Source organism: Pseudomonas sp. SJZ103 (genome assembly GCF_007828335.1).
Classification (GTDB): domain Bacteria; phylum Pseudomonadota; class Gammaproteobacteria; order Pseudomonadales; family Pseudomonadaceae; genus Aquipseudomonas.
The window spans coordinates 242757-264971 of record NZ_VIUN01000006.1; the positions used below are offsets into that span (position 1 = coordinate 242757).

Consider the following 22215-nt stretch of genomic DNA (forward strand, 5'->3'; position numbering starts at 1 on the left):
TCAGAGCGCGCACCAACGGCGGAGCGGGCTTACGGACAAAGGCGTCGTTACCCGCAATGGCCTTGCATCGCCATCTGAGGGAACGACGCTTTTTTTTGAAAGAAAAGGTAGGTGTTGATGAACGATTCGGTTGGCAACAGCCCGATGAACGACCCGCTGGCCTGGGTCAACGGCAGTGATGCCCCGGAGAAGAGCAGCCTTGACCTGGGCTTCATGGCCTTGAGCGATTGCGCATCCCTGGTGGTGGCGGCGACCCAAGGCTTCGCACAGCCTTATGGCTTGACCTTGAACCTCAAGCGCCAACCTTCATGGGCCAACCTGCGGGACAAACTGGTCAGCGGCGAACTGGATGCCGCCCACAGCCTGTACGGGTTGGTGTACGCAGTGCACTTGGGCATTGGCGGCGTCGCGCCTACCGACATGGCAGTACTGATGGGGCTGAACCAGAACGGTCAAAGCATCAACCTGTCCCACAGCCTGCAACAGCAGGGAGTGATCACTCCTGAAGCACTGGACCGCCACGTGCACCAAAGCCGAACAAAACTGACTTTCGCCCAGACCTTTCCCACAGGCACTCACGCCATGTGGTTGTACTACTGGCTGGCGAGCCAAGGCATTCATCCGCTACAGGATGTGGACAGCGTCGTGGTACCGCCCCCGCAAATGGTCGCGCACCTGCAGGCCGGGCGTATCGATGGCTTTTGTGTCGGCGAGCCCTGGTGCGCCAGTGCCGTAAAGCAAAACCAGGGCTTTACCCTGGCGACCACCCAGGCGATCTGGCCGAACCATCCGGAAAAGGTGCTCGGCTGCACCCAGGCCTTTGTCGACCAGTATCCCAACACCGCCCGCGTGCTGGTGATGGCGATCCTGGAGGCCAGCCGCTTTATCGAGCAAAACACCGAAAACCGTCGCTCCACCGCACAATTGCTCAGCGGCCGCGAGTACCTCGATGCCCCGCTCGACTGCATCGAGCCGCGCTTGCTGGGCGCCTATGACGACGGCCTGGGCAACCAGTGGCAGGACCCCCATGCCCTGCGTTTTTTTGCCGATGGCGAGGTCAACTTGCCCTACCTCTCCGATGGCATGTGGTTCATGACCCAGTTTCGACGCTGGGGCCTGCTGCGCGAAGACCCTGATTACCTGGGCGTTGCTCGCCAAGTGCAACAGCTGGCGCTGTATCGTCAGGCAGCCGAGGCACTGGGCCTCGGCAACAACGGCCAGGACATGCGCAGCAGCCAACTGATCGACGGCAAAATCTGGGACGGCTCGGACCCCGCCGGCTACGCGCGCAGCTTCCGCCTGCATGCCATGGTCGATCCTACCAGCCGCCAAGCCTTGCGCTGACAGGGGACATCCATGCTGCGAATCCTGTTAATCAACGACACCCCGCGCAAGGTCGGCCGCCTGCGCACGGCGCTGATCGAGGCCGGCTTCGAGGTGATCGATGAATCCGGCCTGACCATCGACCTGCCTGCGCGCGTCGAAACGGTGCGCCCGGACGTCATCCTGATCGATACCGAGTCACCGGGCCGCGACGTGATGGAGCAGGTGGTGCTGGTCAGCCGCGACCAGCCCCGGCCCATTGTGATGTTTACCGACGAGCATGACCCCGACGTGATGCGCCAGGCGATCAAGTCCGGGGTCAGCGCCTACATCGTCGAAGGCATTCAGGCCCAGCGCCTGCAACCGATCCTCGATGTGGCCATGGCCCGCTTCGAGAGCGACCAGGCCTTGCGCGCCCAGCTCCAGGCGCGGGACCAGCAGTTGGCGGAGCGCAAGCGCATTGAGTTGGCCAAGGGCATGTTGATGAAAATGAAGGCCTGCAATGAGGAAGAGGCCTACACCCTGATGCGCCGCCAGGCCATGAGCCGCCAGCAGAAACTGATTCAGGTGGCGGAGCAGATTATCGCCATGAGCGAACTGCTCGGTTAAACATCCGTAGCATGTGTTGGATAAGACGGTAACTACGGCCAGCATGTTGGCGCAGGACTTGCTAAGTAATCATCACAGGTAACCAACGGCGGTTGCCCCTTCACGACAAAGACGTCGCACACCCGGTTTGCCCTCGCGAACCCGGTGGCGGCGTTTTTTTGTTTTGGCCCCCGTAGCACGGGGCCGGTGGGGCGGCCTCAGCCGGCGGCTCCATCACCAGGCCTTCTTACAAGACTCCCAACCGTTGAGGTGCGTGATGAAATCAAGCTTCTGGAAATCCGGGCACACCCCGACCCTGTTTGCCGCGTTCCTGTATTTCGACCTGAGCTTCATGGTCTGGTATTTGTTGGGCCCCCTGGCGGTGCAGATTGCCGCCGACCTGCACCTGACCACCCAGCAACGCGGCCTGATGGTGGCGACGCCGATCCTGGCCGGCGCGGTGCTGCGCTTTCTGATGGGCATGCTGGCGGACAAGCTGTCGCCCAAGACCGCCGGGCTGATCGGCCAGGTGATTGTGATCGTCGCATTGTTCGGCGCTTGGAAACTGGGGATTCACAGCTACGAACAAGCCTTGTTGCTGGGGCTGTTCCTCGGCATGGCCGGCGCATCCTTTGCGGTGGCGCTGCCGCTGGCATCCCAGTGGTACCCGGCCGAACACCAAGGCAAGGCCATGGGTATCGCCGGTGCCGGTAACTCGGGCACGGTGTTCGCTGCCCTGCTGGCCCCCGTGCTGGCGGCCGCATTTGGCTGGAGCAATGTGTTCGGCTTCGCGCTGATTCCGCTGATCCTGACGCTGATCGTCTTCGCCTGGCTGGCACGCAACGCACCCGAGCGGCCGAAAGCCAAGTCCATGGCCGACTACTTCAAGGCCCTGGGTGACCGCGACAGTTGGTGGTTCATGTTTTTCTACAGCGTGACCTTCGGCGGCTTTATCGGCCTGGCGAGTGCCCTGCCCGGCTATTTCAACGACCAATACGGCCTGAGCCCCATGACTGCCGGCTACTACACCGCTGCCTGCGTGTTCGGTGGCAGCCTGATGCGTCCACTTGGCGGCGCCCTGGCCGACCGTTTCGGCGGGATCCGCACCCTGCTGGGCATGTACAGCGTTGCGGCGATCTGCATTGCGGCAGTGGGTTTCAACCTGCCCAGCTCCTACGCGGCACTGGCGCTCTTCGTCTGCACCATGCTCGGTCTGGGTGCGGGCAATGGCGCCGTGTTCCAGTTGGTGCCACAGCGTTTCCGGCGTGAGATCGGCGTAATGACCGGCTTGATCGGCATGGCCGGCGGCATCGGCGGTTTCGCCCTGGCGGCGGGCATGGGCGCGATCAAGCAAAGCACCGGTAGCTATCAACTGGCCTTGTGGCTGTTCGCCAGCCTGGGCGTACTGGCCTGGTTCGGCCTGCATGGCGTCAAGCGTCGCTGGAGAACCACTTGGGGTTCGGCCGCAGTGACCGCTGCACGCGTCTGATGAGCCTGCAACTGAGCGTCGCCCATGCCAGCGCCATCGGCCCACGGGCGGAAAACCAGGATGCGCTGCGGGTTGTCACCCCCGCAGCGGAACTGGCGGCGAGCAAAGGTTACCTGTGCGCCATGGCCGACGGTGTGAGCCAGTGCGCCGACGGCGGCCTGGCCGCACGCTCGACTTTGCAGGCCCTGGCCCTGGATTACTACGCCACACCGCAAACCTGGGGCGTGGCGCAGGCATTGGAGCGCCTGCTGCTGGCGCAAAACCGCTGGTTGCAGGCCAATGGCGGCGGCCAGCCGTTGCTGACCACCCTCAGCGCCTTGGTCTTTCGCGGCCAGCGTTTCACCCTGGCCCATGTCGGCGATTGCCGGGCGTATCGCTGGCTGGACGGTGAGTTGCAGCGCATCAGCGAAGACCATGTGTGGGAACAGCCGGGCATGCAGCACGTGCTCAAGCGTGCCCTCGGCCTGGATCAACATCTGGTGCTGGATTTTCTCGACGGTCAATTGCGCGAAGGTGAGTGCTTCCTGCTGCTCAGCGACGGCGTATGGGCCACCCTGGGCGATCACAGCATCAGCGCGATCCTGCGCGAACAAGCCGACCTGGACCTGGCGGTAACTACGCTGGTCAATGCCGCACACCTGGCGGGCAGCCAGGACAATGCCAGCGCCTTGCTGGTGCGTGTCGACACGCTCGGCGCCGCTACGCTCGGCGATGCCTTGGTGCAACTGCAGCAGTGGCCCTTGCCACCGCTGCTGAAAACAGGGCAACACTTCGAAGGCTGGCACGTGGACGCCGTGCTGGCGCAAAGCAGGCAATCATTGCTGTACCGGGTGCGCGATGCCCAACAGCAACCCTGGTTGCTGAAAACCCTGCCACTGAGCCGCGACGACGACAGCGACGCCGGCCAGGCATTGCTCTCGGAAGAGTGGTTTCTGCGGCGGGTAGCCGGGCGCGCATTTCCTGAAGTGCATGCCGCGAGCGGGCGCCAGCACTTGTACTACGTGATGCGTGAATACCCAGGGCAAACCCTGGCCGAGCTGTTTCAGCACCAGGGCCCATTGCCCCTGGCGCAATGGCAGTCCGTGGCCGAGCGTTTGCTGCGCGCAGTGGGCATGCTGCATCGACGGCAGATCCTGCACCGCGACATCAAGCCGGAAAACCTGCTGCTGGGGGATGACGGTGAATTGCGCGTGCTGGATTTCGGTCTGGCCTACTGTCCGGGTCTTTCGGAGGACCGAGCCCATGTGCTGCCTGGGACCCCGAGTTTTATCGCGCCCGAAGCGTTCAATGGTGACCGTCCCACAGCCCAACAGGATTTATACAGCGTTGGCGTCACCCTGTATTACCTGCTGACCGGGCACTATCCCTACGGGGAAATCGAAGCTTTCCAACGGCCTCGATTTGCCCAGGCTGTCAGCGCCAACCGCTATCGCTCGGACCTCCCGGATTGGCTGCCCCTGAGCCTCGAACGGGCTGTGGCCGCACAGCCGGCGCATCGCTACGAAACCGCCGAGGAATGGTTGCGGGTGCTGGAACAGGCTGACCGCCAGGAACTGAGCATCCGTCCCAGGCCTCTGCTGGAGCGCGAACCGTTGAAGGTGTGGCGCACCTTGGGCCTGGTCTCGATGCTGATCAATCTGATTCTTCTGTATTCACTCTTTCACAGCTGACGTCAGCTCTAGACGAGGAAAAACCCATGAACGCGAAAGTCTGGCTGGTGGGCGCGGGCCCTGGCGACCCGGAGTTGTTGACCCTCAAGGCTGTACGGGCCATGCACGAAGCCGATGTGGTACTGATCGATGACTTGGTCAACCCGGCGGTGCTGGAGCATTGCGCCAAGGCGCGAGTGATCACGGTTGGCAAACGCGGCGGCTGCCGCTCGACCCCGCAGGACTTCATCCACCGCCTGATGCTGCGTTACGCCCGCCAAGGCAAATGCGTGGTGCGGCTAAAGGGGGGTGACCCATGCATTTTCGGGCGCGGTGGCGAAGAAGCCATGTGGCTGCGCGAACGCGGCGTCGAAGTAGAGTTGGTCAACGGGATTACCGCCGGGCTGGCGGGCGCAACGAATTGCGCGATTCCACTGACGTTGCGTGGCGTCAGCCGCGGTGTGACCCTGGTCACGGCCCATACCCAGGACGACAGCAGCCTTAATTGGCGCGCGCTGGCGGAAGGCGGGACGACATTGGTGGTGTATATGGGAGTGGCCAAGCTGGAGGAGATTCGCAAGCAATTGCTGGAAGGTGGGATGGCGGCAGATATGCCGGTGGCGATGATCGAGAATGCATCACTGCCCCAACAGCGCGAATGCCGCAGCCAGCTGTCGCGGATGCATGAAGACGCCCAGGCATTTGCCTTGAAGAGCCCCGCGATTCTGGTGATCGGCCATGTTGCAGCCACCGAGCAGACGGCTTACGTCGCTACCGCAGTCAGCGCCTGAGACAAACTCCAGGCGAAAAAAAACCCGGCCGAAGCCGGGTTTTTTCTACATCTCAGTAATTACTGAGCGGTAGCTTCAACCGACGCTTCTACGCGACGGTTAACAGCACGACCAGCTTCAGTTGCGTTGTCAGCAACTGGGCGGGATTCGCCGTAACCTACAGCAGTTACACGGCTAGGAGCCACGCCGTCTTTAACCAGGACTTGCTTAACAGCGTCAGCACGACGCTGGGACAGCTTCTGGTTGTAAGCGTCTGGACCTACGGAGTCAGTGTGACCAGCAACTTCTACGTTGGTAGCTGGGTACTGAGCCATGAAGTCGGCCAGGTTTTTCACGTCGCCGTAGCTGTTAGGCTTAACAACGGCCTTGTCGAAGTCGAACTTAACGTCCAGCTCAACACGAACAACCTGAGCAACTGGAGCTTCTGGCTCTGGAGTTGGCTCTGGAGCTGGTGCTGGGGTAGGAGCTGGAGCAGCTGCGCCAGCGTTACCGCCGAAGTTCACGCCCAGGCCAACCAGTGCGGAGTAGTCCCACTTGCCGTTGTCCAGACCGTAGTCAGCTTCAACACCGGCACGAGCGTACAGGTTGTTGGTGAAGTAGTACTTCACGCCGGTACCAACGGTAGCGAAGGTAGTCTGGTCGCGACCGCTGTGGCCGTCAGCCTGAACGTTGGTACGGCTCTGGTGACCGAAGCCGCCTTCTACGTATGGACGCAGGCTGTCTACGCCAGCTTGACCGAAGTGATACTGGGCAACCAGGCTGCCGGTATCGCCTTTGATCTTCTGGTTACCAGTACCGTCGTTCGAACGGGTGTGGTTGGTCTTGTCGTAGGACAGGTTCAAGGACAGGTCGTCGGTCAGGAAGTAACCGATGCGAGCGCCAGGATTGAAGCCGTCTTCGATGTGCTTGACGCTATCGTTGTACTGCTTCTTGTAGAACAGCTCGCCTTCAACTGCGCCTTGGCCTTGTGCCAGAACGCCGAAAGAAGTAGCGGCAATAAGAGAACCAATGGCCAAGCCCAAGGTGTTTTTCAGTTTCATCCGTTAAATCCCCATCTGGTGATTGTAAAGCAGTCCCACAAACCGGGGGACAACTCGGCGACAAGTCTAACAGAACTTGCCTACACGTAAGAGATATTTGCCACGCACTAAGTTTCAGTCTCGCCCGCAAATTTCTCACGTAATTTATCTAGAGCACGTTTGTAACGCATTTTTGTAGCACTCAAACCCATGTGCATGATGTCAGCGATTTCCTGGAATTCCAGCTCCGCGACAAATCGTAGCACCAGAATTTCCCGGTCAATCGGGTTCACATACACCAGCCAGCGATCAAGTCCGCCCTTCTCCTCGGGTGCCGGCGCCTTTTCTTCAGACGCCTCCTCAAGGGGGTCCAGACTCAAGGCGTCCATCAAGCGACGCTTTCGCCGTTCCTTCCGATACTGCGTGATGCACTCGTTGTAGGTGATGCTGTATAGCCATGTCTTGAACTTCGATTTGCCCTCAAAGTTCTTCAGGCCGTACAGCACCTTGAGCATCACTTCCTGACAGACATCATCCGCATCTCTATCGTTCCCTAAATACCTTGAACAAACGTTGAACAGAGTGCGTTGATATCTGCGCATCAATTCTTCATACGCGCGAGTTACGTGAAACAGCTCCGTGTGCGCGCGCGCGACCAACTCCTCATCAGAGAGCTCACGGGGGTCATAGCGCGTGGACAGCGTTTGGGCTTTATTCAAAACAAGTCGTGCCGACAGTCAGGTCAATGTCCACTACAGCCCGGTCAGCCGGGCTTGCGGCGGCGTACATTAGCAGGGTTTACCGGGTTAGCGGCTACTGACCTGCTGCTCGAGGAGAATCCGATTGGACAGCGACACCAGGTCGCCGTCATCGGTCAGCACCGTCGTCTTGACTGTGCCGATCTCCTCGATTTGCCCTTCGACCTCGCCCACACGCACCTGTTGCCCAACCTGATACAACTCACGCACATAGATTCCCGCAAGAATCTGGCTGGCAATTTCCCGGCTTCCCAACCCCATGGCCAGCGCAACGGCCAGACCAACGGTAATCAAAACGATCACAATCACGTGGTTAAGCAGGTCAGTTTTGACCTCCAACTGGCTGATCGCGACCGAAATACTGATGATGATCACCAGCCCCTGGGCGATTCGCCCCAGGCCAGCGGCATAGTCCAATCCCACACCTTCGGCGGCACCGCGCACCAGCCCATTGGCCAATTGTGCGAGCAAAACGCCTACGAGGAGCACCAGCGCGCCGCCGAAAACCTTCGGCAAATACAGCGCCAGCATGTCGAGCGTAGCTGAAACTCGCTCAAGTCCAAGGGATTGCGCCGCTGAAACCAGAAAAATCAGCAAAACAAACCAATAGACGATCTTGCCGATTAACGTGGAGATCGGCACCTGCAGCCCGGCGCGCCCCAGCAGCTTGGTCAGGCCGGTGCCTGCCATCAGGCGGTCAAGGCCCAGTTTTGCGAGCAACTTGGACAGCAGGGTGTCGAGCAGCTTGGCCACGACAAAGCCCAGCAGCACCAGGACCAGGGCACCAAACAGGTTGGGAATGAAATTCGCCACCTTGGTCCACAATGCGGTCATCGCGGTGACCAGGCTCTGGGTCCAGAGATCAAGTTCCATATTCAATCAGCCTTATCAGCAGTGCGAGCAAGAGGTTTACGACGGGAAACCGGGGATACGTGGGCCGAACCGTTGTTCAGGGCCATCATCAACGCCGGCATCCAGCGGCCGAGCAGGCCGAACAGGTCACCCGCGCCCACCTGGCGATTAGCCGTTTTCAGCACACGGCCCAGACAGGCATCGTCGTCGCGGTTGGACGGCGAGGCATTGAGCATGTCACGCAAAGACTGTTCGAACGGATCGTGCATAAAGACCTCTCGCAAGTGATTTAAAAGACGAGGGTAAAATTCCTGGGGTCACATGGGACCCTTCCTACGTTCAGGTCGTATTCAGCTCAAACCCAGCGCAATCGTCGAAACAACCACCATTGCCCGAGCGCCACCGACACCATCAACAGGCATGCAATCACGAATCCGTAAGGGCTGGCAGAGAACGGTATGCCACCCACATTTATACCCAGCAAACCGGTCAGGAAACTCATCGGCAGAAAGATTCCCGTGATGATCCCGAAGCGGTACATGGTGCGATTCATGCGCACGCTCAAGCGCCGGTCTTCGGCCTCAAGCACAAGCCCCACGCGCTCCCGGGTCAATTCGAGCTCTTCCAGGTAGCGGGTCAGACTGTTGTTCAATTCGTTCCAGTAGTCGGCATCGTCGTCACAGAACCACGGCAATTTTATCCGCGTGAGCTGGGCAAAAATATCCCGCTGCGGCGACAGGAAACGCTTGAGCCCGGCCGCTCGGCGACGGATCTGCAAAACACTGCCATGTTCAGGTGTGTACCGTTCGTCGGTATCGAGTTTTTCTTCCTCAGCATCGACGATTTCCGACAAATCCGTGACCAGATCCTGGACCTTGTTGGTCAGGTACTGAGCCATATAAAGGATGAGCTCCGAGGCGGTTTTCGGCCCCTTGCCATCCGCCAACTGCACCAGCAGCTCATCGGTAGCGCGCAGCGGGCGCAGACGCAGGGAAATCACGCGGCTGGCGGCGGCGAAGATACGTACCGAGACCATGTCTTCCGGCTCGGCCCCCGGATTGAGGTTGACCCCGCGCAGGAACAGCAGCAACTCGGCATCCGGCAGCGGCAACAGGCGTGGGCGGGTGTTCTCCTCCAGCAGCAGATCACAGGCGAATTCGCTCAAGCCACTGGATTTGCGCAGCCAGGTCTGGGTCTGGGGATGACTGCGATCCCAGTGCAGCCACAGGCTTTCCTGGGGCTGCAGTTGCAAGTCGTCGAGCTCAGTCCGGGCAATCGAACGCGCACCGCCTTTACCGTCCAGCACCAGGGCATGCACCAGCCCCCACTGCGCGTTTTCTTCCTCGAACATCCCCACCCCTGTTGGTTATTGCGGTTTATTCAGGCATTTGCAGCGGGCTTGGCGAGACGATCACGCCATTATTGTCAGCGTAGATGTACTCACCTGGGCGGAACGTCACACCCGCAAATGTCACCACGACGTTCAGGTCACCGATGCCGCGCTTGTCGGTTTTCATCGGATGGCTGGCCAACGCCTGTACGCCCAGGTCAGTCTGGGCGATGACATCGACGTCACGGATGCAGCCGTAGATCACCAGGCCTTCCCAGCCGTTTTTAGCGGCTTTCTCGGCGATCATGTCGCCCAGCAACGCGCGGCGCAGGGAACCGCCACCGTCGACCACCAGCACCTTGCCGGTGCCCGGCTGGTCGGCCTGTTCCTTGACGAGGGAGTTATCTTCGAAGCATTTGATGGTGACGATCTCGCCGCCAAAGGAATCTCGGCCGCCGAAGTTGCTGAACATCGGCTCGACCACCTGCACCAGGTCAGGGTAGGCGTCGCACAGGTCGGGGGTCACGTAATGGTTCATTGAAAAAATTCCTTTCCGTCAAAGAAGTGTCTTTCGAAAGAAGCGCCAGCCGGAGCCGGTGCGCAACATCCCATCCGCTTCGTCGCAACGCAATAACCAGTGAGCGACTGAATATGACCAGAAGCGTTTAACGCGTCATATCTTAGCCGCAACCACACTCGAGCGAAACGCCCTTGGCAGAGCCCTGCGTCAAACTATGACCAATGCCTCAGGCTTGGCACCCAACAAAGGTGTCAGTGGATCGTTTAACCATTGTTTTACCAGCGGCCAGACCTCGGCCTGGGCGGCTTTGCTGACCAGCATTTCCACATGCCCGAAATCCTCAGTAAAGCCTTGCTGACGCCCCAGGCACAGGTACTGACGGTGCTCGGAGCCGATCTGCTCGAACAGCTTGCGGCAAGCCCAGTCCGGATCTTGCTGATCGCCCGCCGCGCTCACAGCCAACAGCGGCACGTCGACATCCGCCAGGCCTTTCCACCAATCGCGCTTACCTTCGCCAAAGCGACCGAACAGGCCATTCCAGCGCATGGCTTCGATCAGCACGCCCGCCGGTTCGTCCTCCGGTCCTCGCTTGAGCCGCGAGCCGGACACTCCGCCGAAGCGCTTTAAAAGCAGACGGCCGGTCCACTCCACCGGCGGAAGCTTCAACGGCCAGTGGCTGCGACTGACCTGACAGCCAAACAAGGCCACCGAGGCCACTGCCGGCGCGCCAAGATGCTGCCCACCCAGGGCCGCCGCCAGGGTTGTGCCGCCCAGAGAGTGACCAATCCAATGGGGAATCTGCGCACTTTGCTCACGCACAAACGCGCCAATGGCCGGCAAGTCGTAGCGCGCGTAGTCGGCGACCCGGTTCCGGGTGTAGTCCTGATTGCGCCGGGACAGCCCATGGCCACGCATTTCCGGGATCCACACATCGAACCCCTGGCGTGCCAGGTAGGCGCCAAGGCCGATGCCCTTGGGCGAGTACCAGAAGCGCCGATTGGAAAAACTGCCGTGCAACAAAATAACCGGGATGCCCCGGCTTTGCGGGACATCGGCCAGGCCCAAACGGGTAACGGCCAGCTCGACGGTACCGTCGGGGCTGTTACCGGGCTTGAGGCGGTACACATCTTCACTCAGGTCGCCACGACGTTCAGCACTGATCAGGGCGACGGGAAACAGGTTGCTGCTGCTTTGCATAATGCTCTTGCACAAAAAAGGGCGGCGTCCGGAAGGATTTCCGCCCTGCACAGATAAGAATGCCGGTCACCCTCGACGGGGGACCGGCACTTTTGACATCACGACCTTAGGCGGACGCTTGGCCTTCCGCCAGGAAGAACCAGGTTTCCAGCACGGAATCGGGGTTAAGCGAGACGCTTTCGATACCCTGCTCCATCAGCCATTTGGCCAGGTCCGGGTGATCGGAAGGGCCTTGGCCGCAGATACCGATGTACTTGCCGGCCTTGTTGCACGCCTGGATGGCGTTGGCCAGCAGCTTCTTGACCGCAGGGTTACGCTCGTCGAACAGGTGAGCGATGATCCCGGAATCGCGGTCCAGGCCCAGGGTGAGCTGGGTCAGGTCGTTGGAACCGATGGAGAAACCGTCGAAGAACTCCAGGAACTCCTCGGCCAGGATGGCGTTGGACGGCAGTTCGCACATCATGATCACGCGCAGGCCGTTTTCGCCGCGGGACAGGCCGTTTTCGGCCAGCAGGTCGACCACTTGGCTCGCCTCGCCCAGGGTACGTACGAACGGCACCATGATCTCGACGTTGGTCAGGCCCATCTCGTTGCGCACACGCTTGAGGGCGCGGCATTCGAGCTCGAAGCAGTCACGGAACGCTTCGCTGATGTAACGCGAGGCGCCACGGAAGCCCAGCATCGGGTTTTCTTCTTCCGGCTCGTAGAGCTTGCCGCCGATCAGGTTGGCGTATTCGTTGGACTTGAAGTCCGACAGGCGCACGATGACCTTTTTCGGGTAGAACGCCGCCGCCAGGGTGCTGATGCCTTCCACCAGCTTCTCGACGTAGAAGCCCACCGGGTCGTTGTAGCCGGCGATGCGCTTGTCCACGCTTTCCTTGATGTCCAGCGGCAGGCCGTCGTAGTTCAACAGGGCCTTGGGGTGCACGCCGATCATGCGGTTGATGATGAACTCCAGACGGGCCAGGCCCACACCGGCGTTCGGCAACTGCGCGAAGTCGAAGGCACGGTCCGGGTTGCCGACGTTCATCATGATCTTGAACGGCAGGTCGGGCATTGCGTCGATGGAGTTTTGCTTGATGTCGAAGCCCAGCTCGCCTTCAAAGATGAAGCCGGTGTCGCCTTCGGCGCAGGACACAGTCACGCCCTGGCCGTCCTTGAGCAGTTGGGTGGCGTTGCCGCAACCGACCACTGCCGGGATCCCCAGTTCGCGGGCGATGATCGCCGCGTGGCAGGTACGCCCGCCACGGTTGGTGACGATGGCGCTGGCACGCTTCATCACCGGTTCCCAGTCCGGGTCGGTCATGTCGGAAACCAGCACGTCACCGGGCTGGACTTTGTCCATCTCGGACACGTCCTTGATGATCCGCACCTTGCCGGCGCCGATGCGCTGGCCGATGGCACGGCCTTCCACCAGCACGGTGCCGGTTTCCTTGAGCAGGTAGCGTTCCATGACGTTGGCCGAGGTACGGCTCTTCACGGTTTCCGGACGGGCCTGCACGATGTACAGCTTGCCGTCGTCCCCGTCCTTGGCCCATTCGATGTCCATCGGGCACTTGTAGTGCTTTTCGATGATCATCGCTTGCTTGGCCAATTCGCTGACTTCCGCGTCGCTCAGGCAGAAGCGCGCGCGCTCGGCCTTGTCGACGTCCACGGTTTTCACCGAACGACCGGCCTTGGCCTCGTCGCCGTAGATCATCTTGATCGCCTTGCTGCCCAGGTTGCGGCGCAGGATGGCCGGGCGGCCGGCTTCAAGGGTGTGTTTGTGTACGTAGAATTCGTCGGGGTTGACCGCGCCTTGTACAACGGTTTCGCCCAGGCCGTAGGCGCCGGTGATAAACACCACGTCACGGAAGCCCGACTCGGTGTCCAGGGTGAACATCACGCCGGCGGTGCCGGTTTCCGAACGCACCATGCGCTGCACACCGGCAGACAGGGCCACCAGCTTGTGGTCGAAACCCTGGTGCACGCGGTAGGAAATGGCGCGGTCATTGAACAGCGAGGCAAACACTTCCTTGGCTGCGCGGATCACGTTTTCCACGCCGCGGATGTTCAGGAAGGTCTCTTGCTGACCCGCGAAAGAAGCATCCGGCAAGTCTTCGGCGGTGGCCGAGGAGCGCACGGCAACGGCCATGTCAGGGTTGCCCGCCGACAATGTGGCGAAGGCGGTGCGGATTTCTTCGTTGAGTTTCTCAGGGAACTCGGCTTCCATGATCCATTGGCGGATCTGGGCACCGGTCTTGGCCAGGGCGTTAACGTCGTCGACGTCCAGGGCGTCCAGCGCGGCGTGGATCTGAGCGTTGAGGCCGCTCAGTTCGAGGAAATCACGGTAAGCCTGGGCCGTGGTGGCGAAACCACCGGGCACCGACACACCAGCGCCTGCAAGATTACTGATCATCTCGCCGAGGGATGCGTTCTTGCCCCCTACGTGCTCTACATCATGGACGCCGAGCTTATCGAGGGAAACTACGTACTCTACCAAGGTGATCTCTCCACTAACTGTGTTGGAAAAGCTCAGGACGCCGGCTGCTCGTAGGAGCGATTACCCGCGTTTGTGGCCTGGACCTGGAAAATAAGTGAGAATGCGGCCCACTATGGGGCGGCAAAATCGCGCCTATCATATCCAAGATTCGTCATCAGCTTAAGGCCCAGGGCTCAAATGAAACGATCTGCTTTCTTTATCTCCGACGGCACCGGCATTACAGCCGAAACCCTGGGTCAAAGCCTGCTCGCGCAGTTCGAAAACGTTACGTTCGCCAAATTCACACGGCCCTATATCGACAGCGTGGATAAAGCGCGGGCTATGGTACAACAAATCAATCTGGCGGCTGAAAAAGACGGCTTTCGGCCGATCATTTTTGACACCATCGTCAATCAAGACATCCGTGAGATTCTGGCAACGTCGAATGGTTTCATGATCGACATTTTCTCGACGTTCCTGGCGCCGCTGGAGCAGGAGTTGAGCGAACACTCCTCCTATTCGGTCGGAAAGTCCCATTCCATTGGGCATAACTCCAATTATATGGAGCGTATCGAGGCGGTGAACTTCGCCCTCGACAACGACGACGGCGCTCGCACCCACTACTACGACAAGGCCGACCTGATCCTTGTCGGCGTGTCACGCTGCGGCAAAACGCCCACCTGTCTGTACATGGCCATGCAATTCGGCATCCGTGCGGCCAACTACCCGCTGACCGAAGACGACATGGAGCACCTGACGCTGCCTGCGGCGCTGCGCGCCCATTCGCACAAGCTGTTTGGCCTGACCATCGACCCGGACCGTCTCACCGCCATCCGCAACGAGCGCAAGCCCAACAGCCGCTACTCCAGCTATGCCCAGTGCGAATTCGAAGTGCGCGAAGTAGAAAATCTGTTCCGTCGCGAGAATATTGCGCACATCAATTCCACGCATTTTTCGGTGGAAGAGATTTCGGCGAAGATTCTGGTGGAGAAAGGTGTGGAACGGCGCTTCAAATAACACCTTGATACTCTGTTTTACTGTGGCGAGCGGGCTTGTCCCGCTCGCCACAGTTACAGTGTTCCTCCTTAACTGACTTGCTTGCCACAACAAGCCTGCTCACAGCATGGACGTCCACTCGCTATAGGTGAAACCGCCCTCCCCCCTGCCCCAACGCCGTCGCCAACGCATCAAACCCCGCCCGCAACAACTGATCGTCCCCAGACGTATTGCAGATACTCGCCCGAATGAACTGCGGCACCGCCGTCTGCCCTACGGCAAACGCCTCGGCGGTGGCGATCAGGTAATTATTCTGCTTGAGTTCCGCCTCGATTTCCGACGCGCGCCAGGGCTCCGGCACTTCGATCCAGAAGTGCGGGCTGTTCAGGTGAGTGCGGTACGCCAGGCCGGCCAACAAGTCCTGCACCAAGGTTTTGCGTCGGCTGATCTCGTTGATCTGCTGGCGCAGCAGGTATTCAGCCGTGCCGTTTTCAATCCACTGCGTCGCCAGTTCCAGGGTCACCGGCGTGGCCATCCAGCAGGTGGAGCGCAAGGCCGCCGAGATACGGCTGACCAGCGCCGGGGGCGCATGCACATACCCCACACGCAGCCCGGCAGACACGGCCTTGCTCAGGCTGCTGATCAAAATCGTACGTTCGGGAGCGAAATGGCTGAGGGGCGGTGGACGGTCTTCAACCAATACGCCGTGGGCTTCGTCCTCAAGAATCAGCAGATTATGTTCCCGGCACACCTTCACCAAGGCTTCGCGCCGCGCCACGGATAACACCGCCGTGGTCGGGTTCTGGATGGTCGGCGTGCAATACAACGCTGAAACCCGGTGATTACGACAGACTTCATCCAGCGCGCTCGGCAGCACGCCTTCTTCGTCCATCTCCAGGCCGATCAAGCGGATACCCAGCATGCGCGCGGCGGTGATCAGCCCCGGGTAAGTCAATTGTTCGGTGACCACCGTATCGCCGGCGCGCAGCAGGGCCATCATCGCGCACAGCAGGCCATGCTGGCCGCCGTTGACGCAGATCACCTGCTCGGGGATCGGATGAAAATCACGCTGCACCAGCCACTGCGCGCCCGCATCGCGATAACGCGGCAGGCCGGCGTCCGGGGTGTAGGCACTGATGTCCTGGAGGAACTTGGCGTTGGTCGAGAGGGTTTGGAAGCTCTGTGCCAGGAAGGTGGTTTCCTGACCCGGAATATGCATGTTGCGGCTCATGTCGAAGTACTGGCGCGGCTCCTCGCTGAAGTTACGAAAGCCTTCATCACGCTGGCGCTCCATCCCACGCTTGCGTACGAACGTGCCGTCACCCACTCGCGCTACCACCAAACCCAGACGCTCCAGCTCACCGTAGGCCCGGCTGATGGTGCCGATGGTCACCCCAAGATTGTCGGAAAGCACCCGATGAGGCGGCAGTTTTCGTCCCGGTTCAATCAAGCCTTCGAGGATGCCCCGTTCCATGACATCGGACAGGCGCTTGTACTTCACGCCCTGCCCGTTGGACAACCCCTCACGCATAATTGACACCATGTCAATATTTGTTTTGACAGCCATCTTTCGCCCTAATAGTGTGCTTTTACGGGTTCAATCGCCGAATTTTACAACTCATTACAAGCTCAATATAGAGTTCAATTCAGGCTCAGGGAAGCAATAAACGATGCCAATGTCCGCCGTTCTCGAAAACACCGCCAAAACCAAAACGCAAAAACAGTGGCTGGCCGGGCTGGTGACCAGTGTGATGTTCCTGATCGTGTGCCTGAGCTGGGGCACCACGTGGCTGGGGATCAAAATCGCCGTTGAGAGCGTGCCGCCGCTGACGTCCGCCGGCCTGCGCTTCCTGATCGCCTTCCCGCTGTTCCTGTGTTTCGCCATGGTGCGCCGTGAACCCATCCTGTTTCCGCGCGAGAGCCGCTGGTTCTTCGTGTTCGTGACCCTGTCCTACTTCAGCGTGCCCTACTACCTGCTCAACTACGGCGAGATGCATGTGTCATCCGGCCTCACCGCCCTGCTGTTCAGTTGCATGCCGGTGTTTATCCTGATTTTCTCCGCGTTGTTCCTGCGCGAGCGCATCTACTTTTCCCAGGTGGTCGGCATCGGTATCGGTTTCGGCAGCCTCTACATGATCATCAGGAGCCAAGGCCTGCACCTGGACCACGCCGAGTTCTTCGGGGTGCTCGCAATTCTGACTGCCGCGATCATGCATGCCTTGTGCTACGTGATTACCAAGCAGAAAGGCAGCGCCATCAGCGTGATCACCTACAACACCCTGCCCATCGGCATTGCCGGGCTGATGCTGTTCGTGGCCGGGTTGTGGTTTGAAACGCCGACCTTCGAAAACATCACCCTGCGCTCCTGGAGCGCGCTGTTCTACCTGGGGCTGGTGGCCTCGGTGGGAGGGTTCATCGTGTATTTCATGCTGCTCAAGCGCTTGAGCCCGATCATCCTGTCATTCGTGTTCATCATCTTCCCGGTGTTCGCGGTGATCATCGGTGCCTGGTACGAAGGCGTGGCGATTTCCCGCGACCTGATGCTGTATTCGGCCATCCTGCTGGCCGGCTTTGCGATCACCAAGTTGCCCGTTGAAAAACTCCTGGCCAAGAAAAATTGACCCTCCATCAACGCGAGAGAAACATGGACGTCCTCCGCCCCAAAGCCCTGGAACAGATCTACGCCCACGCCAGCCGCAGCTACCCCGAAGAATGCTGCGGCTTCGTCTTCGCCGACGGCAGCGTATACCTGGGCAAAAACATCCAGAACGAACTGCACCGCAAGAACCCCGAGATGTACCCGCGCAGCGCGGCCAATGGCTACACCTTCTCGGTGGCCGACACCCTGCTGCTGAACAAGGCGTTTCGCAGCGACAACCCGGTGGTGGTGATCTACCACTCCCACCCGGATGTCGGCGCCTATTTCAGCGATGAAGACCAGGACAAGGCCCTGTTCATGGGCGAGCCGATCTACCCCGTCAGTTACCTGGTGGTCGACGTTCGCCAGGGCCAGGCCCTGGGTTCAAAACTGTTTGCCTGGGATGGCAAGCATTTCGCCCTAACCCCCTTCAACGACCTGCACACGGAGTTGTCCATGAACGCTGTCTCTTTCCCCGACATTCTGGTTCGCGTGGCCAAGCTGCCGGAATCGACCCTCGAGGGCACCGGATCGACATTGCGCGAAGTCATTGAAAACCTCTGCAGCAGCCACCCGCAGTTGCGCGCCCATCTGTTTCACGAAAAGAACAACCAGCTCAAGGAACACTTCCTGTTCACCGCCGAGGAAGAGCTGATCAGCGCCGACGACCGGCTGCCGGAAAAAGCCCGCATCGAAGTGCTGCTCGCCACCTCCGGCGGTATGGACGTCGACAGCCTCAGCAACGAGGAAGTGCAACGTTATGTGCGCCATATCACCCTGCCCGGCGTCGGCCGCGAAGGCCAGTTGAACCTCAAGAACGCCAAGGTCCTGATCATCGGCACCGGCGGCCTGGGCTCGCCCATCAGCCTGTACCTGGCGGCGGCCGGTGTCGGTACCCTGGGACTGGTGGATTTCGACGTAGTGGAAAGCAGCAACCTGCAACGCCAGATCGTCCACGGCAACAGCACCCTGGGCATGCCCAAGGTCGAGTCGGCCAAGCAGCGCTTGCAGGACCTCAACCGCCATATCCAGATCAACGCCCACAACACCGCGTTGAACGCCGATAACGCCCTGGAACTGGTGGGCGCCTATGACCTGGTGATCGACGGCACCGACAATTTCGATACCCGCTACTTGGTCAACGACGCCTGCGTGCAACTGGGCAAACCCCTGGTGTACGGCGCCATCTACCGTTTCGACGGGCAGATCAGCGTGCTCAACTACCAAGGCGGGCCGTGCTACCGCTGCCTGTTCCCCAGCGCACCGCCCGTAGAACTGGCGCCCAATTGCAGCGCCGGTGGTGTGATCGGCGTGCTTCCCGGGGTAGTCGGGATGATCCAGGCCACCGAGGCGATCAAACTGTTGATCGGCATTGGCGAGCCCCTGTCCGGCCGCCTGATGCGCTTCGATGCACTGGCCATGAAGTTCAGCGAAATCCGTTTCAAGCGTCGTGCCGATTGCCCGTGCTGCTCCGACCTGCGACACAGCGAAACCCGGGCGCCAGCCGTCTGTGCGGACGCCGTGCCCAGCCAACCGTCCCTGGCCGAAGAGCGCTACATCAAGCCACGCGTACTCAAGCAGGTACTCGAACACCCCAGCAGCGCCGACGTGCTGCTGGATGTGCGCGACGCCAGCGAACTGGAGGTGTGCAAATTACCGGGGGTGGTGCATATCCCCCTGGCCGAGCTGGATGGCCAACTCGGGCGCCTCAGCCGTGACAACACCCATTACCTGATCTGCTACGCCGGCACCCGCGCCGAGCAGGCGGCCAGCACATTGCTGGCGGCCGGATTCGCCAACACCAAAGTTCTGCAGGGCGGCATGAAGCACTGGGTTCGCGACGTCGAACCCGACATGCCGCTGTATTGAGCCGAGGACTGAATGATGTTGCATAACTCTATTCTCGACGCCATCGGCCACACGCCGATCGTCCGCCTGGCGCAGTTTTCCGAAGACCTTGGCATTGAGGTCTACGCCAAGCTCGAATCCCTCAACCCTGGCGGCAGCCACAAGGCACGCATCGCCCTGGGCATGATCCTCGACGCCGAGCGGAGCGGCGTGCTGATCCGTGATTCCGGGCAAACCATCATCGAACCCAGCGGCGGCAATACCGGCATCGGCCTGGTGATGGCCGGCAATGTGCTGGGCTACAAGGTGGTGCTGGTGATCCCGGACAACTACAGCCCCGAAAAACAGAAGCTGCTGCGCCTGTACGGCGCCAAGGTGGTGCTCTCCGACAGCCGCCTGGGCAACAACTCCCACGGCGAAAAATGCATGGAGCTGCAGCTGGAAAACCCCAGCTACGTGATGCTCAACCAGCAACGCAACGGCGCCAACCCGCAAACCCACCGCGACACCACCGCGCCGGAAATCCTCCGCGCCTTTGGTGATCGCCGTGTTGACTATTTCGTCAGCGGCATCGGCACCGGTGGCCACATCACCGGCATCGGCGAGACCCTGAAAGCCGCCTGGCCCGCCCTGCGCGTGATGGGCGTAGAGCCGGAAGAATGCGACCTGCTGAAAAACCAGCACGCGCCGCACCATATCCAGGGCCTGTCGATCGGCCTGATCCCGAGCATCCTCAACCTGGAGGTGATCGACGGCATGCTCAAGGTCTCGCGCCAGGAGTGCATCGACATGATGAAACGCATCATGCGCACCGACGCCATCAGCCTGGGCCTGTCCTCGGCCGCCAACATGGTCGCCATCGCCAGGCTCGCCCCCGAATTGCCGCCCGAAACGGTGGTATTGACCATGGTCTACGACAATGCCGACAGCTACCTGCCCAGTTTCGAATAACGGGGCTTCCAACCAGCCAGAATGCGGGGATGCCTCCATGGGCGGCTTTATCGACATGCAACAGTTGCACGATGAGTTGCTCACCCAGCTCGTCAAGACCCTCACCCCCATGCAGATGAAACAACTGGAGCCGCACCTCGCGCCACTGATCCAGAATGCTGCCCAGGCGGTGGCCGAGGACTTGATCGCCTACGCCTATCGCGACCCGGCGTCCCGTGGGCGCGGCGAACTGATCCTGGAGTCCTACGCCTCGTTCAAGGCGGTGCTCTATTACCGGCTTGCGCACCTGGTGTGGAATTTCCCCGACCAGACCAACGGCGTGTTTTCACGCATCGCCCTCAAGCTGAGCAACCAGGGCAAAGTCCTGTCCGGGGCCGAAATCCACCCGGCGGCGCGTATCGGCCGGCGCTTTGTCCTCGACCACGGCTACGGCACGGTGATCGGCGAAACCTGCGAGATCGGCAACGACTGCTACATCCTCTGCGGCGTGACCCTGGGTGCCCGCGGCATCGCCAACAACCCCGATGGCAAGCGCCATCCGCGCCTGGGCAACAACGTCGAGGTCGGCTCCGGCGCCCGCGTGCTGGGCTATGTGCTGATCGGCGACAACGTGTTTATCAGCCCCTCCTGTGTGATCACCCAGGACGTACCCGCCGGCACCAAGGTGAAGGTGGTGAACCAGATCCAGCTGCAAAAAAACGATGAATCGGACCACAGTAACTACCTCGGGGCCTTCGCCCTCGATGAGCGCCTGCACGTGGTCGGCGAGGTCAATACCAGCCACAAGGTCACGGTGCTGGACGCCGACTTTCACCCGTTGCAAGGCTTGATGCTGGAGCCGACGGTGAAGGAGCGTCACCACCTGCAATTCAGGCTGCACCGCCTCGAATCCGGCAACTACCTGCCGCGCCTGCCGCTGAACCTGAAAGTCTGCGGGCCGGAATTCGAAATCACCCTGCTCTCCCCCCCTGGCTTGAGCGCGATGGTGCGCCACCTGCTGCAAGCCAGCCCACTGATCGTCGGAGGTTGAACATGTCCGTGCACACCATGGAAACCCTGGCGCTGTTTGACAGCGCGCCCTACCAGAACGCATTCAGCGCCCGGGTGATTGCCGTCAGCGAACATGGCATCGCCCTGGAGCACACCCTGTTCTACCCCACGGGTGGCGGCCAACCCGGCGATACCGGCCACTTGACCCTGGCGGACGGTACGCAGGTCGAAGTGACCGGCACGGTGCGCGACCCGGTGCTGCGTTCGATCATCTGGCACCAGGTAGAACACTGCCCCGAGCAACTGATCGCCGGGGTACTGGTGGACGCCGGCCTGGATTGGGAGCGGCGCTACCAGCACATGAAAATGCACACCTGCCTGCACCTGCTGTGCTCACTCATCGACGCACCAGTGACCGGTTGCAGCATCAGTGCCGACAAAGGTCGCCTGGATTTCGACCTGCCGGAAATGACCCTCGACAAGGACAGCATCACCCGTGACCTCAACGCGCTGATCGAACAGGCCCACGAGGTCAAAACCCTGTCGATGCCTGCTTCGGAGTACGCCACCCTGCTGCAGATCACCCGTACCCAGGCGGTTGCGCCGCCGGTGATCCAGGGCTCGGTACGGGTGATTGAAATCGGCGGGATCGATATCCAGCCATGCGGTGGTACCCATGTGCTCAACACCGAGGAAATCGGCCGGGTGTTCTGCGAGAAGATCGAGAAGAAGAGCAAGCACAACCGCCGGGTGATCCTGCGGTTTGAGTGAGCGGGGTTCCAACTGTGGGAGGCAGCTTGCCCCCTCCCACAGGT

20 protein-coding genes are annotated in these 22215 nt (G+C 60.6%); 11 read left to right on the plus strand and 9 right to left on the minus strand.

Annotated features, from left to right (window positions below; all coding sequences use genetic code 11):
- Nucleotides 1-144: 144 nt before the first annotated feature.
- From FBY10_RS16050 to cobA, 5 genes are all read left to right on the plus strand, one after another.
- Nucleotides 145-1344: a CmpA/NrtA family ABC transporter substrate-binding protein gene (locus FBY10_RS16050; RefSeq protein ID WP_167656091.1), complete on the plus strand. Its 1200-nt coding sequence runs from the start codon at nt 145-147 to the stop codon at nt 1342-1344.
- A 12-nt stretch (nt 1345-1356) separates the two neighbouring features.
- Nucleotides 1357-1932: an ANTAR domain-containing response regulator gene (locus FBY10_RS16055; protein ID WP_027603690.1), complete on the plus strand. Its 576-nt coding sequence runs from the start codon at nt 1357-1359 to the stop codon at nt 1930-1932.
- Nucleotides 1933-2188: 256 nt separating this feature from the next.
- Nucleotides 2189-3400, plus strand: a complete 1212-nt coding sequence (locus FBY10_RS16060; protein ID WP_053132785.1) for a NarK/NasA family nitrate transporter — start codon at nt 2189-2191, stop codon at nt 3398-3400.
- Nucleotides 3400-5070 carry a bifunctional protein-serine/threonine kinase/phosphatase gene (locus tag FBY10_RS16065; protein ID WP_145337024.1) on the plus strand — a complete coding sequence of 557 codons (1671 nt, stop codon included), beginning with the start codon at nt 3400-3402 and terminating at the stop codon, nt 5068-5070. Before FBY10_RS16060 ends, FBY10_RS16065 begins: the two co-directional genes overlap by 1 nt.
- Before the next feature lie 26 nt (nt 5071-5096).
- The gene (gene cobA, locus FBY10_RS16070; protein ID WP_145337025.1) at nt 5097-5840 is read left to right on the plus strand and encodes a uroporphyrinogen-III C-methyltransferase; all 744 of its coding nucleotides are present in this window, start codon (nt 5097-5099) and stop codon (nt 5838-5840) included.
- A gap of 59 nt (nt 5841-5899) precedes the next feature.
- Here the strand turns inward: cobA and FBY10_RS16075 are convergent, their stop codons facing one another.
- From FBY10_RS16075 to ppsA, 8 genes are all read right to left on the minus strand, one after another.
- Nucleotides 5900-6880 (minus strand): OmpA family protein, encoded by a 981-nt coding sequence (locus FBY10_RS16075; RefSeq protein ID WP_065873888.1) that lies wholly within the window; start codon nt 6878-6880, stop codon nt 5900-5902.
- A 107-nt stretch (nt 6881-6987) separates the two neighbouring features.
- Nucleotides 6988-7578, minus strand: a complete 591-nt coding sequence (gene sigX, locus FBY10_RS16080; protein ID WP_003175518.1) for an RNA polymerase sigma factor SigX — start codon at nt 7576-7578, stop codon at nt 6988-6990.
- An 87-nt stretch (nt 7579-7665) separates the two neighbouring features.
- Nucleotides 7666-8490, minus strand: a complete 825-nt coding sequence (locus FBY10_RS16085) for a mechanosensitive ion channel domain-containing protein (protein WP_131699687.1) — start codon at nt 8488-8490, stop codon at nt 7666-7668.
- A gap of 2 nt (nt 8491-8492) precedes the next feature.
- On the minus strand, nt 8493-8738 hold the full coding sequence (locus FBY10_RS16090; RefSeq protein ID WP_015885347.1) for a hypothetical protein: 246 nt from the start codon (nt 8736-8738) through the stop codon (nt 8493-8495).
- 86 nt (nt 8739-8824) lie between these two features.
- Nucleotides 8825-9820, minus strand: coding sequence for a zinc transporter ZntB (locus tag FBY10_RS16095; RefSeq protein ID WP_027603685.1), 996 nt, complete (start codon nt 9818-9820; stop codon nt 8825-8827).
- A gap of 25 nt (nt 9821-9845) precedes the next feature.
- Entirely contained in the window at nt 9846-10337 is a 492-nt protein-coding gene (rraA, locus tag FBY10_RS16100; RefSeq protein WP_145337026.1) for a ribonuclease E activity regulator RraA, read from the minus strand.
- A gap of 189 nt (nt 10338-10526) precedes the next feature.
- Nucleotides 10527-11516: an alpha/beta fold hydrolase gene (locus tag FBY10_RS16105; protein ID WP_145337027.1), complete on the minus strand. Its 990-nt coding sequence runs from the start codon at nt 11514-11516 to the stop codon at nt 10527-10529.
- Nucleotides 11517-11622: 106 nt separating this feature from the next.
- Nucleotides 11623-13998 carry a phosphoenolpyruvate synthase gene (gene ppsA / locus FBY10_RS16110; protein WP_131699689.1) on the minus strand — a complete coding sequence of 792 codons (2376 nt, stop codon included), beginning with the start codon at nt 13996-13998 and terminating at the stop codon, nt 11623-11625.
- A gap of 177 nt (nt 13999-14175) precedes the next feature.
- On the opposite strand from ppsA, the gene FBY10_RS16115 reads away from it, so the two are divergent.
- A complete protein-coding gene (locus FBY10_RS16115; RefSeq protein WP_003175525.1) occupies nt 14176-14994 on the plus strand; it encodes a pyruvate, water dikinase regulatory protein in 819 nt (272 codons plus the stop codon).
- 121 nt (nt 14995-15115) lie between these two features.
- Here FBY10_RS16115 and FBY10_RS16120 read toward each other — a convergent pair whose 3' ends face one another.
- Nucleotides 15116-16540 carry a PLP-dependent aminotransferase family protein gene (locus FBY10_RS16120; RefSeq protein ID WP_027603680.1) on the minus strand — a complete coding sequence of 475 codons (1425 nt, stop codon included), beginning with the start codon at nt 16538-16540 and terminating at the stop codon, nt 15116-15118.
- 160 nt (nt 16541-16700) lie between these two features.
- On the opposite strand from FBY10_RS16120, the gene FBY10_RS16125 reads away from it, so the two are divergent.
- Genes FBY10_RS16125 through FBY10_RS16145 form a run of 5 tightly spaced genes read left to right on the plus strand, consistent with a single transcriptional unit; the run spans nt 16701 to nt 22171 of the window.
- Nucleotides 16701-17594 carry a DMT family transporter gene (locus FBY10_RS16125; protein ID WP_167361139.1) on the plus strand — a complete coding sequence of 298 codons (894 nt, stop codon included), beginning with the start codon at nt 16701-16703 and terminating at the stop codon, nt 17592-17594.
- A 23-nt stretch (nt 17595-17617) separates the two neighbouring features.
- A complete protein-coding gene (gene moeB, locus FBY10_RS16130; protein WP_145337028.1) occupies nt 17618-19480 on the plus strand; it encodes a molybdopterin-synthase adenylyltransferase MoeB in 1863 nt (620 codons plus the stop codon).
- Between the two features lie 15 nt (nt 19481-19495).
- Nucleotides 19496-20410 carry a PLP-dependent cysteine synthase family protein gene (locus FBY10_RS16135; protein WP_145337029.1) on the plus strand — a complete coding sequence of 305 codons (915 nt, stop codon included), beginning with the start codon at nt 19496-19498 and terminating at the stop codon, nt 20408-20410.
- Between the two features lie 37 nt (nt 20411-20447).
- The gene (locus tag FBY10_RS16140; protein WP_131699693.1) at nt 20448-21440 is read left to right on the plus strand and encodes a serine O-acetyltransferase; all 993 of its coding nucleotides are present in this window, start codon (nt 20448-20450) and stop codon (nt 21438-21440) included.
- 2 nt (nt 21441-21442) lie between these two features.
- Complete coding sequence (locus FBY10_RS16145; RefSeq protein WP_145337030.1) at nt 21443-22171, plus strand: alanyl-tRNA editing protein; 729 nt, start codon at nt 21443-21445, stop codon at nt 22169-22171.
- Nucleotides 22172-22215 lie beyond the last annotated feature (44 nt).